The 16,450-nt window shown below is 46.6% G+C and carries 12 protein-coding genes; 6 read left to right on the forward strand and 6 right to left on the reverse strand.

Annotation, left to right across the window (positions count from 1 at the left end; genetic code table 11):
- Nucleotides 1-88: 88 nt before the first annotated feature.
- The 4 genes from N836_RS40265 to N836_RS40280 form a co-directional block, all read right to left on the reverse strand.
- Nucleotides 89-3,883 (reverse strand): CHAT domain-containing protein, encoded by a 3,795-nt coding sequence (locus N836_RS40265; protein WP_023070151.1) that lies wholly within the window; start codon nucleotides 3,881-3,883, stop codon nucleotides 89-91.
- 246 nt (nucleotides 3,884-4,129) lie between these two features.
- On the reverse strand, nucleotides 4,130-4,876 hold the full coding sequence (locus tag N836_RS40270) for a DUF928 domain-containing protein (RefSeq protein WP_023070152.1): 747 nt from the start codon (nucleotides 4,874-4,876) through the stop codon (nucleotides 4,130-4,132).
- A gap of 769 nt (nucleotides 4,877-5,645) precedes the next feature.
- The gene (locus tag N836_RS40275; RefSeq protein ID WP_023070153.1) at nucleotides 5,646-5,915 is read right to left on the reverse strand and encodes a hypothetical protein; all 270 of its coding nucleotides are present in this window, start codon (nucleotides 5,913-5,915) and stop codon (nucleotides 5,646-5,648) included.
- 156 nt (nucleotides 5,916-6,071) lie between these two features.
- Nucleotides 6,072-7,499, reverse strand: coding sequence for a dihydrolipoyl dehydrogenase family protein (locus N836_RS40280; protein WP_023070154.1), 1,428 nt, complete (start codon nucleotides 7,497-7,499; stop codon nucleotides 6,072-6,074).
- A gap of 387 nt (nucleotides 7,500-7,886) precedes the next feature.
- On the opposite strand from N836_RS40280, the gene N836_RS40285 reads away from it, so the two are divergent.
- Nucleotides 7,887-8,528 carry a TetR/AcrR family transcriptional regulator gene (locus N836_RS40285; protein WP_023070155.1) on the forward strand — a complete coding sequence of 214 codons (642 nt, stop codon included), beginning with the start codon at nucleotides 7,887-7,889 and terminating at the stop codon, nucleotides 8,526-8,528.
- 172 nt (nucleotides 8,529-8,700) lie between these two features.
- Entirely contained in the window at nucleotides 8,701-9,972 is a 1,272-nt protein-coding gene (locus N836_RS40290; RefSeq protein WP_031291191.1) for a glycosyltransferase, read from the forward strand.
- A 191-nt stretch (nucleotides 9,973-10,163) separates the two neighbouring features.
- Here the strand turns inward: N836_RS40290 and guaD are convergent, their stop codons facing one another.
- A complete protein-coding gene (gene guaD, locus N836_RS40295; protein ID WP_023070157.1) occupies nucleotides 10,164-11,525 on the reverse strand; it encodes a guanine deaminase in 1,362 nt (453 codons plus the stop codon).
- A gap of 327 nt (nucleotides 11,526-11,852) precedes the next feature.
- Here guaD and N836_RS72665 point away from each other — a divergent pair, with 327 nt between their 5' ends.
- Both N836_RS72665 and N836_RS40305 read left to right on the forward strand, forming a co-directional pair.
- Nucleotides 11,853-12,629 carry a CPBP family intramembrane glutamic endopeptidase gene (locus N836_RS72665; RefSeq protein WP_161634911.1) on the forward strand — a complete coding sequence of 259 codons (777 nt, stop codon included), beginning with the start codon at nucleotides 11,853-11,855 and terminating at the stop codon, nucleotides 12,627-12,629.
- Between the two features lie 242 nt (nucleotides 12,630-12,871).
- On the forward strand, nucleotides 12,872-13,354 hold the full coding sequence (locus tag N836_RS40305; RefSeq protein WP_023070159.1) for a RidA family protein: 483 nt from the start codon (nucleotides 12,872-12,874) through the stop codon (nucleotides 13,352-13,354).
- 167 nt (nucleotides 13,355-13,521) lie between these two features.
- On the opposite strand, the gene N836_RS40310 is transcribed toward N836_RS40305, so the two are convergent.
- A complete protein-coding gene (locus N836_RS40310; RefSeq protein ID WP_023070160.1) occupies nucleotides 13,522-14,571 on the reverse strand; it encodes an AraC family transcriptional regulator in 1,050 nt (349 codons plus the stop codon).
- 148 nt (nucleotides 14,572-14,719) lie between these two features.
- Between N836_RS40310 and N836_RS40315 the strand changes: the two genes are divergently transcribed.
- Both N836_RS40315 and N836_RS40320 read left to right on the forward strand, forming a co-directional pair.
- Nucleotides 14,720-15,547: an alpha/beta hydrolase gene (locus N836_RS40315; protein WP_023070161.1), complete on the forward strand. Its 828-nt coding sequence runs from the start codon at nucleotides 14,720-14,722 to the stop codon at nucleotides 15,545-15,547.
- Between the two features lie 31 nt (nucleotides 15,548-15,578).
- Nucleotides 15,579-16,256, forward strand: a complete 678-nt coding sequence (locus tag N836_RS40320; RefSeq protein WP_023070162.1) for a VOC family protein — start codon at nucleotides 15,579-15,581, stop codon at nucleotides 16,254-16,256.
- The last annotated feature ends 194 nt before the right edge of the window (nucleotides 16,257-16,450 follow it).

A 16,450-nucleotide genomic window follows, 5' to 3' on the forward strand; every position in this document is an offset into this window, starting at 1 on the left:
ATCTTAATTCAAGATAATCTATCTTGTCATGATATTTAGTTATTCGGCTTTTTGATGGTAGCAAAAGCCTATCAGTCAAAGGATTTCACTACCAAGGATTCCCGATCATCACAAAACCCGACCAATAGGCCGGATGACTAAAATCCCAATGACCACTAGTACTGAGTTCTGGTAAGTGTCCAACTGTGCGAGCCCCAGCACCGTATACCGTGCCATCTGCAATCCCAACGTGGCCTTGAATCATGGCTAATTGGGCCTGGCGCAGCGCCGCACTACGGGTTCCAGGTTGCTCAAGAGCACGATAAAATTCCGACATCAACCCCAGGGTGCCCTCATCACTGATGGACCAGAGGCTAGCCAAAGCGGTTTGTACCCCAACATTGACCGCCAAGCCCGCAAATCCAAATTCAGCAGTCGGGTCACCCAGTGCCGTGGCACAGGCACTCAAAATCAAAAAGTCAACCCGATCAAGAGGGAATTGTTGGAGCTGTTCCAGGCTGATCGTTTGATCCCAAAGTTGCACATAGGAGTTTTCTAAACTGCCAGGTTGAAACACAGCATGGGTTGCTAAATGAACATTGGTAAAGTGTCCTCGTTCTAAACGCTGTCGCAAAGCGGTCAGGGTAGCATCATGATCTAAATAGCGTTCATCATGTTGACGTTGACTAGCCAGCTCTAGCTCAAAGGGCACCGCTGCCAAATCAGCCTGATTACCAAAATTAGCGACACCCATCGCTAGGGTGGCCTGCTGCTCAGATTGGTCGGAGAGCAGCTTTAATGATGGCTCTAAGGACGTTAATCCAGCACTAGGCAATACACCAAGACTGTAGTTCTCGACTAAAAAACGTTGCCCGTCATGCAGTGCAGCCATTGGTAATGACCGTAATCCTGAATCCAAAACAAAGCCAATATGGTCGATATTAGCTGTTTCCAAATCATCTAACATTGGACGAATTAGCCAGTCATACAGCTGTTGTGCAGCTGGCAAATATTGAGCAGGCCGCAACATTGGATTGGTAATTGTTTGATGAAAAGTCGCTACTACGGCTTGCACTTCTGCGGCGGTAGCCGCAACCGGCCGATACACCGGCGCGCCATCACCTTTGATCAACACTAATTCTATGTGGGTGTCCTTTAGCCGCACATACAGTAAAGCGGGCCCAATATTTTGGGCTTCGTTGACTTGTCTCAATGTCTGCTGGGTCGATGGCAACGAGGGCAATGCCGGCATGGGTAAATTGAGCGCTTTAGCAAACTCATGAGAAAACGCCATTTCTATTTGAGCCCAAATTAACTCACTGTTACTAATCGTCCTCTCCTGATGGTTATGAGTATTGTCGGTGATTTCACGTTGAGCGTTGTTGAATAGATTCAACGTCTCAAGATTCAACAGCTCTAAACTGTCTAAACTCTCTAAAATTGGGGATATCTGGGGTTCAGTTGCTGTAGGATTTGTTTGAGCAACAGGCGCTGCAGGTCCAAAACCCATGGATGGCCCTGAAAGAGATTCAAACAAATTATTGAGTTCAATACTCTCTAACTGAACAGCCTGGGCCACCGTTTGTGGAGCCGTCAAGGTATCTATTCCAGTCGTAATACTTCCAACTGTTCCGTTAGTCTCACTATCTCCCAGGGTGAAAGCAATTTTTGGATCACTGTTATAGGTGATGTCAATTGTTCCATCCCCCGTTGTTAATAGGCTTGCCCCTAGATTGGCAATGGCATCGGTGGCACGAAATGATTGTTGCGTAGCCACATCAATGTCACCCCCCTGGCCTTGCCCCATAGCATTGATAAAATCAATCACAATCGCACCATCAGCATTAATCTGTATATCGCCTCCCTGAGTCGCTGCTGCATCAGGGCTAACAGCTGTTGCGGTAATTTGTTGACTATTAATAGCGCCTGCGGATGCTTCTAGAACAATTGACCCGCTGTTGCCGGTATTACTGCTATTCGCAACAGTATCGGCAGCCAGAGAAGCGGTTGAAATATTCGCCATCTGGCTAGTCAGCAAAATATTGCCTCCCTGACCTGAGTTATTAGTCGTTGCGTTTGCTGAAGTGGTGATATCACCCGTACTAATATTGTCAACAGCCCCAAGGGTGATATTGCCACCAGCACCAATATTGTTATTACCAGCGGTACTGGCATTAAGACGACCTGTAGAGATAGGGCCTGTCTGTGTGGTCAAGGTAATCTCACCAGCATTACCACTGTTGCTTAAGGCACTGGCTACAGTCATGATATTGTCAACAGTAATTGCCTCGGCTGCAGACAAAGTAATATCGCCTCCGTTGCCCCTATTATTTAGGGTACCGCGAGCCATACTCATCAGCTCGCCACCAACAATATTGCCGTGGGTGGCTATCAGACAAATATGGCCACCATGCTCAGCATTGTCAATTGATGAGAAATTACTTGTATTGAAATCGCCTACTGAAATCTCAGCTGCTGTTACAAAAATATCGCGACCTGGAGCACTTAAGCGATTGTTAGGGGCTATGGCAACTCTCCCCTGTCCATCACCATCGGCATCAGCTAAAAGGTTAATACGGCCAGTGCCGGGGGCAAAAGTCAGTTCACCATCACTGAGGGGAGCGATCGTGATGCTGTTGTCTGCTTGCAACACCACATTAATATCCCCCAAAATGGAGGATTCTAGGGTATCTTCATACAGTCCCTGGTCACCATTGGTGCCAATATTACCTGGGTCGCTACCGGCTCTAATGTTAATATCTTCGGAGTCTAAGAGCAGTGTGCCTGGCGTACCGCGCGATCGCAAATCCACCAACCCACTAAAATCAAGCTGCCCCTGACCGGATATTTCCACGGTACCGCCAGCCACATCCCCCTGAGCACTAATAGCTCCCATAAATTGGGTTAACCCATCTGCTCCAATGACGATTTGTCCACCTAGCTCGCCATCTGCTGTCAACGTGGAAGCAGCATCAATAAATATTGATCGAGTAGTCGGTAGAGTCCCCTCACCCTGACTATCACACCCAATTAAAATTTGGCCACCACCAGCCGTTGCCAATCTAGCTCCTACGGTGGCGATATAATCGCCCAAAATCCGGATACGGTCAGGGCTACCCGTTGTGATTAACTCACCACCAATCAAGGCGGTACCGGCAGGAATTTCTGATAGGTATGATCCTGTTAACCTTAGGGAACCATCTGGCTGTATCTCGATCTCACTAGCATGCTCAGCACCCGTTGCTGAGAGCCATGGCGGTAATATTTGTGCAGAGGCCGCAGGAGTAAACTGCAATCCATTAGCTAGAGTGACCTCTTGATGGGAGCCCACAGCCACAATATCAATGGTTCCGCCGCTCAGTGTGCCCTGATTAACAACACTATGGCCAATCAGCGATAAAGAACGATTAGAACCTACCCTGAGGTCTCCCAGGTTAACAATCGTACCAGGAGTATCAGAATTAAAATATAGCTGTAGAATGTTCCCCTGCACATCTCTTGGAGAGCCAATTAAGCCAAAGTCTCCCTGTTCGAAGGCCAGTCGTTCAGCTGTTACAGCAGTAAAATCACCTGCCAGATTAAAGGCAGCATCGGCACCAAATAATACTCCTGCCGGATTCATCAAATATAGATTAGCGAGGCTGCTACCAAGGTCAATCATCCCATCGATGCGGGATGGCACACCATTTGTAATCCGACTAAAAACAGTCTCAATATTCGGTGCTATCTGAAATTCAGCGATCTGATTACGGCCTAAGTCAAATTGCTCAAAACTATGGAACAACAGGCTACCATCGTCCGCCGTAGTTCCGCCTAAAATAACAAACTGATTATCCTGCTGAACGACTTGAGTTTGTACTGAGTCTTGAGCTGAGACTACTTGAGCCTTTGCCCGCGGTGCCATTGTCCCCAAGACTATGGGGACAATACCAATTAATATCTTCTGAAAGCGACTATGGCACAATGTTTGAAGCCTACCCATGACAATCAATTATTGTTCGGAGACTATTTCTGGCCAATACAGTTCTCACTGCAGGCTTTAACTGCAGATCGTGAATCGGTTGTCTGTCGACTCCCAATAGACGCTAACCCAGACGCTTTAAATGATCAGCATCTGCGTTAGCATGATTTTGTTATCAGTCAGTGACAACTAATTCGTTATTATCGTTCTTGTTGGCAGCGCAATTTCCACAGAGCTGCCATGAATAGATAAAGGGACAATCTGGTCAAGTCTGGCTGATGCCATCAGGGTATACCACTGACTTAATACATCCTGATTTTGTGGATAACGTTGCAGCTGCTCCATTAATAGTCCCAGCTGATCATACCAAGGCTGATTACTCTCCACAGCAGCACTCTCAACCCGATCAACCCAACCTTCTACCGCAATATTTTCTGAGTGGTTATCAGGATTACACACCATTGAAGCAGCCCAGCGATAACGCTGATTGACTTCCAAGTTAGGGGCATTGGCCATGGTGCTTAGATCTAAACCCAAAATGTCAGCCGTAGGCTTAACAATCAAGCTCGTTTGATAAATGATCTCTTCTTGAGTATTAAACAAGTAAAAATCTAGCTGTTTAGCACTCCTTACCTCCGGTACACTGAGCCAAAGTGTTGGCTTAGCAACCGCAGTCGTGCCCAAATTGGTTTCTGGCACAATGGCGACTAAAGGTGTTGTTGTCTGTGCACAGGCGGATGTCGGTAACCGAGAGGCTCCACTAATGCGTCTCCCTGGGAGTCCCTGACGTACCGGCTCTTCTTCATTCGCTTGGACACCAACAGGTGAACAACATAAAATTCCTAGCAAAACAGCCAATCCTAAAGCAGTTTGCCGAGTTAACTGTTTAGAGAAATCCTCAGGAACTAAAGCGATCGCAATTTTAGTGAGTTTCATAGGAATTACTAAATCTGATGTTTTGCAGTGCATATGTGTCGTTTTCTTTAAATAGAGCCTCTAACGTAGAGAATCTCCGTAGAATGAGAGCATCCATAGGAGACTTACCGCTCATTCTTTTCTAAACCTTCGAGTAACCAGCAAAACGAAGCTAGCTCTATACTTCCTTGATACGGATAGGCATGTCACTCCCCCAAAGTATGCCTTCTTTAACTTTTCTAAGACATCAAAGCCTCTGATCAAAACCGTAGTTGTACCTACTAGAGTATGTGTATTCTGCAAGAATACAGACACATAGCTAGACAAAAGTAGTATGTTTTATCACTAGATTAAAAATCACTCTCGCTTTTTGAAAGTCTCTCATAGCAAAGCGTAGAGCTATAACAGTAACTGCAAAATTGGATATAAAGATTTTCTCACTCTGAAAAAACAAGTCAATAATTTATCGCCATTTGTCGTAGGCAAGTTCAACAAAAAATATCGCCATTTGTCGTAGACAAATTCAACAAAAAAGCCGATTAAACAACCTGACTAACCTAATATTGCCAATCCAGCTTGTAAGCAATTCCTAAACAGACTTAAGCATCCTCGACTTCAGGTTAATTGTGATGCCTGATGTAATTACGGACGAAAATTTCCCAAAAATTGTACTATCGTAAACCCTGTAGTAAATGGCACTGACCATGGATCTACTTTTAATAAAACAAAGCCGCTTTGGGCCCTGTCCCAAAGCGGCTTTATAGATACAGTAGACTGTCAGGATTGAGGTTTAGCGTCTGCGGGCATTCTTACTGCCACGCTTTTCAGACTTAGAGCTAGATTTGCGTCCTTGGTCGAAGTCACTCTTATTTCTAGACTCTCGAGAGATATAGTCAATCAAGGCCAGGCTCAGGGATGTATCATCGAACTCTTCATAGGCTTGCTCATATTTTGTGCGCCTTTGTTGCCCTTGTTGACGTTGCCCTTGTTGACTAGGTTGAAGAATTTTACTCGTTGCTAGAAAGATACCGATGACGATAAATAGTGGTATGAAAGGCATGGTGACACCCTCGTAAAATTCAGTAGATGCTCTGATTAGGGAACTATGAGGCTAATCATACCTCTGTGAATTTACGGTGAAGATGACCTTGATCACACCCATCCTAAGATTTAAGTGTCAAGTAGCGGTGACCAAATGATGGCTACCGCTACCGCCTTAGCCTAACGAACGCCGCCAGTTAAAGAAGCGACGCAGAATAGTTTGTAGTCGATCGTTCTTGGCATAGCTTTGCTTAGTGAGCTGCAAAGCAGTCTTGGCATTGATTTCGGAGAGTGTAGGATAAACGTGAATAATGCTTTTCAGGGCTCCAATTTTCATTTTGTAGCTCATGGCCAAAACCACTTCATGGATCAGTTCACCAGCATGGGGCCCGACAATATGCGCGCCTAAAATTTCCCCACTTTGACGGGTGATAAATTTGGCAAAGCCATGACCTGCTGCTTCAGCGAGGGCTCGATCCACATCCTTAAATTCGTGTTTCAATACAGCTACATCATCGCCATAGCGCTCCCTGGCTTGATCCTCGGTTAAGCCAACTCGGGCCAGCTCCGGTTCTGTGAAGGTAGCCCAGGGAATGACCCGATAGTCAGCCTTTTTGGTGGGGAGAAATAGGGCATTCTGAATCACGACAGCCGCTTCATAACCGGCGACGTGGGTGAATTGGTAACCACCGATAACATCGCCAGCTCCATAAATGTGCTTGACATTGGTTTGAAGTTTTTCATTAACCTTAATGCCAGCTTTACCGATCTCTACACCAGCAGCCTCCAAGCCCAAAGATTCTACATTAGGAATACGACCAGCCGAGAGTAAAATCTCATCAACGATCACGACTTGATCCCCGACATAAAGATGCTTTTTACCGTCGATGACTTCTACCTTTTGAGCCCGACTCTGGGTTAGCACCCGAATACCTTCAGTTTCCAGCTGTTTTTGGACAACAGCTGCTGCTTCTGGTTCTTCTTTAGGCATAATCTGGTTGCGGCTGGCAATAATAGTCACCTCTGCACCTAAACGGGCAAAGGACTGACCCAGTTCACAGCCAATTGGGCCAGCCCCGATGACGGCCAGTGAATCCGGTCTCTCTTTGAGGGAAAAAACCTGCTCATTGGTCAGAAAACCAGCTTCTTTTATGCCTTCAATGGGGGGAATAGCAGGTCGAGACCCAGTTGAGATTAGGAAATTACGGCCTTTGAGCTGCTTACCATTAATTTCAAAGGTTTTTGGGTCAGTGAACCGGCCAGATCCGTAGAATACATCCACACCCAGTGCTTCAAATCGCTCTGTTGAATCATGTTCTTGAATAATGCCAATAACATTCTGAACGTGATTGATGGCCTCTTCAAATTTGATAGTGGGCGTAGATGTATAGATACCAAACTGAGAGCCGGTGCGGACATGATGGGCTACCTGCCCAGCGTGGATTAGGGACTTACTCGGCACACATCCATAGTGGAGACAGTCACCTCCTAAGAGATGTTTTTCGACCAGGGCAATACGGGCATTGAGCTGAGCCCCAGCACTGGCAGCCACCAGTCCAGCAGAACCGCCACCAATAACTACAAGATCGTACTCCACCGCCATAGCTTGCTAACTCCTGTTTGGTTTCATCTTCGAAACTACAGATCATTTCTGAACCTTGGCTGAGAACCTCTAGAAAAACTAATAGGAAATCGCCATGGCGATTATTGCCTCAACATGGGTTTAGGTTGACCCGTTCAGTTGGCAATAACAGCTGAAAGTACTGCTTTGCCGACCCAGCTCATCATTAGGCCAGGTTCGCCCTTAACTATAGGCTGTTGTTCTTAGCTAACTGTAACTGACTGTAAAAAGTTCAAAATCCTTTGGGATCGTTATCTAATAGATTAAAAGCCTCTAAGATGTGCAACTGAGCAGACGCTTTCCGCTGATTTCCCTGCTGTTCAAAATTTCAGCATTGACTTTTTTGAAAAGGCATTCTATAACGTCGTTATGGGTAATAACACCGTTATACAAAAAAACGGCGTCACAAATTATCAAACTGCTCAAAGTCAGCATCAGCAGGCACTGCGCAGGGGGATTTTGGACGATGCCAGTAGTTTGCTAATCCGAGAGGGGCCGACAGCTCTGAGCATGAGGCGTATCGCTCAACTGGTAGGTTGCTCAACGACTGTGCTCTACACCATGTTTGGGAATAAGCAGGGACTGGTCGATCAGCTTTACTTAAGGGGATTTGAAAAGCTATGCCAGGCCCTGCAAGCGGTTTCCTGCACTGGTAGCTCACACGACTATATCTATGCACTTGGTCGGGCCTACTATCAGTTTGCATTAGACAATTCAACTTACTATGCCATCATGTTCTCCAATCCCATAGCAGAGTATGTCCCTTCGGAGACCAGCCAACAGCTGGGGCAAGAGAGTTTAAAGCTATTGGTTCAAGCTCTACAAGACTGTGCACCCATAGACGAAGATGAGGCTTGGAACCAAGCTCGCATTATCTGGGCAACCATACATGGTCATGTCACGTTGGAACTGGCTGGCTATTTCGATTATCCGTATGTTGTGCCTCAACAAACTTTAGAGCGAGCCCTAAAAGCCCTGATTAGCCAACTGTTGCCAGTTAAATCTGAATAAGTCAGATTGCAGGTCTATCTTGGTTGTCGCTCAAAATTTTTGCTTGTTGAACTGTCTCGGGATGTTGATGTCCCAATCGTCTGTTAATCATCAATGCTTCTAACTTGTTGCCAATGGTGTTGTCGCCTTGGTGTATTGCAGTGCTTATAGCTTAACTAGAAGGAACTCTATCGTGACGCACTTTGGCATAGTCTGCTTGGGAGCAACGGGGCACCTGAACACCCTATTACCGCTAGGTCAGGAATTAAAGCAACGGGGGCACGCTGTTACCGTTTTCAGTGCGCCATCAGTCCAGGCTAAAGTTGAGGTAGCCGGGTTGACTTTTCACAATGCCTACTCGCTATCCATTGAAGACTGCCAACATGAAGACCAATTAAAAACAGCGAAACGGAGCGGCAATTTACAGAACCTTCAGCAAACCCTACAAAGATTCGCAGAAATCGCTGAGGCTCGACTGCAGACAATACCTGAAGTTATTCGAGAACAGGATATTGATGCGCTGATAGTCGATTTTTCAGTGCTTGAGGGTGGTACCATTGCGAACCATCTTGGTATTCCCTATATTACGGTTTGCTGTGTGCTTCCTTTCTACCAAGATCCGGCTATTCCCCCTGTTTTTACTACGTGGCAACACAATCCTGCCCTATGGGCAAAGCTCAGAAACCAGATTGCGTATAGAGTATTGAATTACTTAGCAAGACCAACTTGGCAAGTGATTGCTAGCTATCGCCAGCATTGGCAGCTACCTACCCATACAAAAGCAAACGATATTTTTTCTGAGTTGGCCATTATTACTCGTCATATTCCTGAGTTTGAATTTCCTCGCCAATTCCCACCGCATTTTCACTTTACCGGCCCATTTCATCAGTCAGCTAAGCGAGAGACTATTCCATTTCCGTGTGATCAGTTGAACGATAAACCCCTTATTTACGCTTCAATGGGTACGCTGCAGAATCGGTCTCGGTCTGTTTTTTATGCGATCGCAGAGTCTTGCGCCGATTTAGATGCCCAACTAGTAATTTCGCTAGGGGGTGGGCTTGAACCCACAGCACTGCCAGATTTATCTGGAAATCCTCTTGTCGTGAAATATGCACCTCAGTTAGAACTGTTGCAAAAAGCTACCCTTAATATTACCCATGCAGGGCTTAACACTGTCCTGGAGTCTTTAAGCTATGGAGTGCCAATGGTGGCTATTCCCATTACTGACGATCAGCCCGGTATCGCAGCTCGAATTGTCTGGACAGGTACAGGAGAACTGATATCCTTTTCGCGTATAACTGTCTCTAAGTTAAAACTAGCTATTGAGCAAGTTCTCACACAGGCCTTGTATAAAAAGAACGCAGTTCGACTACAAAACGCCATTCATCAAACAAATGGTGTTAGCTATGCGAGCAACATCATTGAACAAGCTGTTTTCACACGGCAGCCTGTGGTCAGCAGGTAGTACCCTCCCCTGACGTTGCTGAATTAAGGGATAAGGGGATTATACAAAAATAAAGCCCCAGGTTGAGGCTGTAGATGGGTGGATGAGTGATGGGGTAATAGGGGAATTATTTAAGCGCGGGAGCCTGAGTCTGTTCGGTAGAGGCACTTCATTAAACTTGAGATGTTGTTACTGGGCTCAATACTAATCCTCTAGGCGATAGATTTTGTCCGATCGTGGGCTAACTCTCCCAAAATGTACGTTGCCTGAACGACTCGGTCATCCCCCATCATGACCAATGAAAAAATGCGATCTGCCAGCGCTGTTAAATCACTTGGGGTCTCAGGGTCATTGCGAAAGGCCATCAGGGGGGTAGCCCGTGGATCAAGCACAATAAAATCTGCAGCTTTGCCAGGGTCAAAGTTGCCAATGGTGTCCTCTAGACAGAGAGCCCTCGCCCCACCCAAGGTGGCTAAAAACAAAGCTTTAAAGGGCGATAGCTTCTGACGACGTAATTGTGCAACTTTGTAGGCCTCATTAGCAGTTTGCAAGATAGAGAAACTTGTCCCTGCGCCCACATCTGTTCCCAGCCCTACTTTCACCGGATACTCGTGAGACTTTGCCTGCTCGATTTTGAATAGGCCACTGCCAAGAAATAGATTTGATGTGGGACAAAAGGAAATGGCTGACTTGGCTGCTGAGAGTCGTTGAAATTCTTCATCAGTTAGGTGCACCCCATGGGCAAAGACTGAGCGTTCCTTGACCAGTCCAGCCTGATCGTAGGTATCGAGATAGCCCGTACAGTCAGGAAAAAGCTGTTTCACCCAGGCCACTTCGTCCACATTTTCAGATAGGTGGGTGTGCAGATAGACATCTGGAAATTCCTGTAGGAGTTTGCCTGCTAATCGTAGCTGTTCATCGGTGGAGGTAATGGCAAACCGGGGCGTGACCGCATAGTGAAGCCGACCTCGCTTATGCCATTTTTGGATCAATGCCTTAGTCTCCTGGTAAGACGACTCAGCCGTGTCACAGATTGCATCTGGTGCGTTGCGATCCATCATGACCTTGCCAGCAATCATGCAGAGATTTCGACGCTCTGCCGCCTCAAAAAAGGCATCTACGGACTGGGGAAAGACACAGGCAAAGACCAGAGCTGTGGTGGTGCCATTGCGCAATAGCTCATCTAGAAAAATCTCGGCTACTTCGCTGGCATAGGTTTTATCCTTAAATTTTTGTTCGGTGGGAAACGTATATTGATTAAGCCATTCCAGGAGTTGTTCTCCGTAGGCCGCAATCATACTGGTTTGGGGATAGTGAATATGAGTATCAATAAATCCCGGCATGATCAGCCGACCCGGATATTCTGTAATTGGGATCTCCCCATACTTTGGTTGTAAATCGGCATAGGTTCCCAAGGCTCTGACTTTACCGGCGGCTAGTACCATCAGTCCATCAGCTATGTAGCGCACACAATCTGTCTCAGATTTGTAAAAAGGGTCGTCGATAAAATCTAAAAACGAGCCGCGAATACCTGTAAGTTGTGGCTGACCTGATGGGCTGTCTAGAGAGGGCATTTGAGGGGAGAGAGAAGGGGGGTGCGAGGGCTGTGTTATTAAATCACACTGAGCTCAGGGATGTGCAAGAGCAGGGCGCACAGTTGTGTGCCGTTACAGTTGGTATACTGTGGTTCGGGTGAGAAGCGCGATCGCAACCACGCTTAATCATCAACGAACTATTTTGCCGCAGCGCCTCCCAATCTAGCGCACCATCATTGACACCTCGAATCTAGCTGCCGATAGGAGCCTGATCAGGCCTTGTTGTATTTTCTTACAACCTGAAACAGAGTCATTCAACCCTTCGAGGAATAGCTATATTGAAAATTCTGACTTGCGATGATTACTATGCATCAAGCAATGCCTCTCAAACCCATGCCTTTTTGGATGTCCTTGTTGTTCTTTGGCATTCCATCTCTGATTACAAGTTTGAGCATCTATGTTGGTATTCCCGCTCTTGCAAGAGCGGGCGTCCCCCTTTTTGTAAATTTCTTACTCCTCACTGGTGCCCCACTAGCATTGCTACTCCTATCTGCGTTTGTGGCTTATCGACTTGAAGGAAATCTGTTCACTTGGGTGCAATTGAAAGAACGATTCAGGCTCAAGCCAATTAAGGGAAAAGATTGGATTTGGACCTTGGGATTAGTTGTTGTGTCTGTGGGGGGGTACATTCTACTTTTGCCGACAGCAAGGTGGTTGGCGTCCTTTCCGTTGTTCGAACCACCTACATATTTACCTGCTGCTGTCAATCCTCGCGTGATGGAAGCAGGTATACCAACTGATTTTCTTGGCTTACCGCTACGGGGGCAATGGTGGATCTTGGGAGTCTATTTCCTGGTATTGTGCTTCAATATTTTTGGCGAGGAACTCTGGTGGCGAGGGTACATCTTGCCAAGACAGGAGATTCAATACGGAAAGTGGACATGGTTGATCCACGGTGTGTTGTGGGATATGTTCCACGTTTTCTGGAAGTGGAATTTAATCGCGTTGCTCCCGCCGACATTGGGCTTATCATTTGTGGCGTGTAGATTAAAGAATACAACGCCTGGAATCATTGTGCATTGGGCTAATAATGGACTAGGTTTATTCATACTCTTGTTGGGAGTATTGGGCGTAACAGGGTAGCCTTTCGTTCTGATTCGGCATTACACATCATGGTAGCGGACGGCAGAAAGCGGCTAGTACTGAGTGCGAGGTTGTTTGCCGCCGCTACGTTGGGCCGTTAACAATTTAGAGGCTGAGGTGAATAGTTAAGAATCAAGCTCTTAATACCGCCATACTATCCGTTAATATTCTTTGTATCGAAGAACACATGTGCCTTCTCGATAACTGCCTACACTCATCTTGGTGTGATCAAGTCCAACAGAATGAAACCGATTGTTTTTTCAATGCTTGCGATCGCACCCCTAGGACTAGTCTCAGTTCCAGCGGTTGCTGACGATCACGTATCGCCCAATGGCGTTAGAACATTGACCCCTGAAGGCGGCATTATTCCAACGGCCACATGGAGCCTAGGAACCCGTGCGGGAGACTATGTCTTTGTTGCGGGGATGCGTGGTATTGATCCTGAACTGAATGCCCTGGTCCCAGATACTGAAGGTCGAGTCCGACAGGCGTTTCTGAACATGCAGCTGATTGCTGAATCAGAGGGAGCTAGCCTGCGGGATGCAGTGCGTCTAGTGGTATATGTGACGGATATGTATCGCTACCGCCCGATTGTTAATCAGATTCAAAAAGAACTCTGGGGAGAGGGGCCTTATCCACCCCGCACAATTGTTGAGGTAGATCGTCTTAACCAAGACGATATTGTTGAAGTAGAAGGCACTTTCTACGCTCCCATCGAAGAATGAGTAACCCTGACTGCAGTTTCTATTAGAACAAGTCTGGCAATACTCGATCGGATTGAGAATTCATACAGGCAAAGCTATACCGTTGCTATTTTGTTGTTGCCGACTTGGCCATTTTAATCGATGTCAAAATAGCCTCGGGTGTAGCTGGAAAAACTAAAGAATCAAAATCACTCTTTTAGTCTCTCTTTTCGGTATTCATTTGGTGTCAATGCGGTCCAACGCTTGAACGCTTTACGGAATGCGCGAACATCGGCGTATCCGAGAAGCTGCGCCACGGTTGCAATATTGATTTCGGGGTTGCTTAAAAATTTCTTTGCATTAATCAAACGAATTTCATCGATGAGTTTCTGTAAAGACGTCCCATGTTGCTTGGCCAAACGCTGTGCGGTGCGAAGACTAAGGTTTGCCGCTGCCGCTGCCGCTGCCACCTCATACTTGCCGTGAGCTGCATTGTCCATGATGCTCCGACGAAGTGGTATGAGGGCTGCTGGATAGCGATCTTCATTCAGCTTTTGACGAAGGTTGGCAAAATGCTGTTTGATGAAATCGAACATCTGAGCATTTGCAGAATGGATCGGTAGCCGCAGAATATCTATTGAAAAAACAAGTGCGTTTCGGCCAGTATGAAACCAAACGGGTGCTTGAAAGAACTCCTCATAGGGCTGCAGTGGAACAGCTTTTGGGTTGGCAAACTCCACTTTCTGCAACGGTGCTCCCGGAACCGTGATTGTATTCAGCAATCGCCAAATTAGCCCCGCTGTTGCTTCAAGGGTATGACCTTGGTCAAGGGACTCAGACGGATGGGCGACCACCAGTGCAACCTCTGAATCTGTCTTCTCAAGATGTACAACTGACTGGTCAGCAATAATTGACGAATTTTCGACAAACCAAGTGAGCGCCGATTCAAAGTCAGTGGCGAACATAGCGCCTTGAACCAGCCCGCCAAGCATTGAGAACGGTGCACAGTGGGCAATCTCCATGGAGATTGCCCGATCTGGCAATTTATCGACAAGTACGTTCATCAGTTCCCCAATGACAGGATCGGGAAGTCGAGCATCCTGATTGGCATAGTCGAGTTCTGAGATGTCTATAGATTGAGCAATTTCGTCAAGTGTTATCCCTTGCAATATGGCATAGGCAATAGTCGTCGTTGCCAGACTCCCCAGTGTCTCAGGTTTAACAAAGTTGGCATAAATGATTCCTTTTTTGGCGTTCATGGGCCTCCCAGTTTCAGGCTCTTACTGCAAAAATTGTGCGGATGCTTCAAGGCGGCAGAAAGTATAAGGTTCAAAATTAACACTTTCATAGTAGCGACAGGGGGATTTATTCCCTAATTCGTTTGAGAACTTAGAAGAGGAAACGGAGATGCTCGTAGAGACTCATCTGCTGGGAGAGCTTTACGCTACCCGCTATCGTGGACAAGATCCGAAATACGCCCTCGTTATCTCCCACGGCTTTGCCGGACACGGTGGGATTTATGATGCGTTTTGCACCTATTACGCGGAAAAAAAAGGTGCGGACATTTGGAGTTACGATGCTCCCGGTCATGGAAAATCAACACGCAGCACCCGACCGCGCGGTCAGTTTGAGTTCGCCGAGTGGGCACAAGCAGGTGTGGATTTTGCTACCCATGTGCAACAAGAAACTGGTCTGCCCGTCTTTCTGCTCGGGTCAAGTTTTGGTGCTGCTGCTGCCTACTCCGGAACCTATGCTGATGCTGTAACTGCCACAATCATCATGGGGTCGGCGGTTGTACCCGGCGGTCCTTTTCTCAAAGAGTTGAGAAAATCTCTAAAATCAGAAGCTTTTCAGACGGTTGTCAAGATGCTTGGGCGCGGTGCAAGAATCGATGTCGATCTTACTTTCGACTTTGATGAAGACTATGGTATTGCTGGTGCAGGAGAGATGAAACACTCCGATCCATGGAATACCTGGAGTTATGATTTGGCATCTTGGACATCGGTGTTTGCCCATGATCCAGTTGTAGCCATTGAACACAACACAAAGCCTATTTTGCTGGTTGGTGGTGAGAAGGACCCTAACTTCCCACCCGATTTAATCAAGGCAACAGCAGAGGCGATCGCTGGCCCAGTGGAATGGCTCATTATGCCCAATGCGACCCATCAAATGATGATTTACCACACCGAGGACTTTTCTGAAGTCCTTGCAGCTTACATCCAGAAGCACATCTAAATTTAGATAGATAAAGAGAGGAGAAAGCAGCATGATCAAAGCAAACGGCATCAACCATCTGCCAATTTCCACTGGTGACACGAAGAAGCAAATTGAATTCTTCACTGATATTTTGGGTGCGGAGCTTGTTGCTCTATTCCCGATGCACAACGTCAGTGGCGCTCACCACACCTTTCTGAAGCTAAGTGACAAATGCTGTCTTAGCTTTGTTGAGTTCCCACAAAACAAAGATATCGATCCGATCCCTGGTGTAACTTACACTGTGATGGGATCATCAGCCCCAGGGACGTTACAGCATGTAGCCTTTAATGTGGATAGCGTGGAAGAGTTGCTCAATATGCGCGATCGCCTCCGGTCTAAAGGTATCCATGTCTTTGGGCCACTAGACCACGGGGTGATGCAGTCAATTTATTTTAATGGTCCGGATCATTTATCTTTGGAGATTGCTGCTTACACAAACCCGATTAATCCAGAAGCTTGGATCGATCCAAAGATTGTTGAGACCCTAGGAATTTCCGTAGAGGAATTGGCGCGCTACAAAGCGCCCGATCCCTATGAAGGTGAGGGCGGAACAGTTGCTCAGCCCCCTGTAGATCCGATCGAAAACCATGCACTTTTTGAGAATGCCCTCCTCAAGCAGATTGTAGAAATGCCGGATGAAGAGGTTTTCGAGAAAATGAGTACTCCTAACCCTCCTGTCACACTTTAGTAATCAATTCATTGCTTTGCTATAGAGATTGAAGGCATCATCTTAGATGGTGAACTGTCTAAGATGATGCGAAACCAAAATTGAAGAGCGAAACGATGGTTAATTTGTACGCTTTCAAAGATTGTGTGAACCCAAGTTCACATGATTCAACCGACTGAGCTTGACACCAGCAGGTATCTATACCAATCAATACT

Origin of the sequence: Leptolyngbya sp. Heron Island J (genome assembly GCF_000482245.1) — a bacterium.
Taxonomy (GTDB): Bacteria; Cyanobacteriota; Cyanobacteriia; order Phormidesmidales; family Phormidesmidaceae; genus Leptothoe.

Coding starts and splice junctions, on each gene's coding strand:
- N836_RS40265 (WP_023070151.1), bottom strand. CDS start 3,883: ATGGCACCGCGGGCAAAGGCTCAAGTAGTCTCAGCTCAAGACTCAGTA.
- N836_RS40270 (WP_023070152.1), bottom strand. CDS start 4,876: ATGAAACTCACTAAAATTGCGATCGCTTTAGTTCCTGAGGATTTCTCT.
- N836_RS40275 (WP_023070153.1), bottom strand. CDS start 5,915: ATGCCTTTCATACCACTATTTATCGTCATCGGTATCTTTCTAGCAACG.
- N836_RS40280 (WP_023070154.1), bottom strand. CDS start 7,499: ATGGCGGTGGAGTACGATCTTGTAGTTATTGGTGGCGGTTCTGCTGGA.
- N836_RS40285 (WP_023070155.1), top strand. CDS start 7,887: ATGGGTAATAACACCGTTATACAAAAAAACGGCGTCACAAATTATCAA.
- guaD (WP_023070157.1), bottom strand. CDS start 11,525: ATGCCCTCTCTAGACAGCCCATCAGGTCAGCCACAACTTACAGGTATT.
- N836_RS72665 (WP_161634911.1), top strand. CDS start 11,853: ATGCATCAAGCAATGCCTCTCAAACCCATGCCTTTTTGGATGTCCTTG.
- N836_RS40305 (WP_023070159.1), top strand. CDS start 12,872: ATGAAACCGATTGTTTTTTCAATGCTTGCGATCGCACCCCTAGGACTA.
- N836_RS40310 (WP_023070160.1), bottom strand. CDS start 14,571: ATGAACGCCAAAAAAGGAATCATTTATGCCAACTTTGTTAAACCTGAG.
- N836_RS40315 (WP_023070161.1), top strand. CDS start 14,720: ATGCTCGTAGAGACTCATCTGCTGGGAGAGCTTTACGCTACCCGCTAT.
- N836_RS40320 (WP_023070162.1), top strand. CDS start 15,579: ATGATCAAAGCAAACGGCATCAACCATCTGCCAATTTCCACTGGTGAC.